At 36.8% G+C, this 592-nt stretch carries 2 protein-coding genes; both read left to right on the top strand.

The window, feature by feature from the left end:
* Positions 1–255: type II toxin-antitoxin system HigB family toxin (locus ACS8FD_RS22745; protein ID WP_439277526.1), on the top strand; the 255-nt coding region annotated here is incomplete at its 5' end.
* A partial coding sequence (locus tag ACS8FD_RS22740; protein ID WP_439260817.1) for a helix-turn-helix domain-containing protein occupies positions 245–592 on the top strand: 348 nt, incomplete at its 3' end. The genes ACS8FD_RS22745 and ACS8FD_RS22740, both read left to right, overlap by 11 nt.

Raw genomic sequence — 592 nt, 5'->3', positions numbered from 1 at the left:
AATGATGCAAAAGGTCAGCTTGAGGCATGGCATGATTTCACTATAAAAGCAGACTGGAAGTCACCTCAAGATATCAAAGATGCTTTCAAGAATGCGAGCATATGTGCCAATAACAGAGTTGTTTTTAATATCGCTGGAAACAAGTATCGATTAGTCGTAGAGATACAATATCAAGTTGGTATTGTTTGGATAAAATTTATTGGTACTCATAGCGATTATGACAAAATAGATGTCGAGGTGGTCAATGAACATTAAACCAATCCGAAACGATCAGGATTTAAAACAAGCATTTAAGCAATTAGAAGCAGTGTTTCAAGCGCCTGAAGGCAGTATTGAAGCAGATACTCGTGATGTATTAGTGACTTTAATTGAAGCCTACGAAAATCAATACTATCTAATTGAACATGCAGAGCCAGTTGAGGCTATTAAGTTTCAGATGGAAAACCTTAACTTAAGTAGGCAAGACTTAGAGAGGTACTTAGGAGCACCGAGCAAAGTATCGGAGGTTTTAAATCGTAAGCGTCCATTAAGCTTGTCTATGATAAAAAAGCTCCATCAAGAGCTTCATATTCCGTATGAAAGTTTGATTCAT

The sequence above is a fragment of the Psychrobacter sp. 1U2 genome (assembly GCF_051847575.1).
Note: the sequence above shows the minus strand (reverse complement) of the source record. Positions and strands in the feature narration are given on the sequence as shown.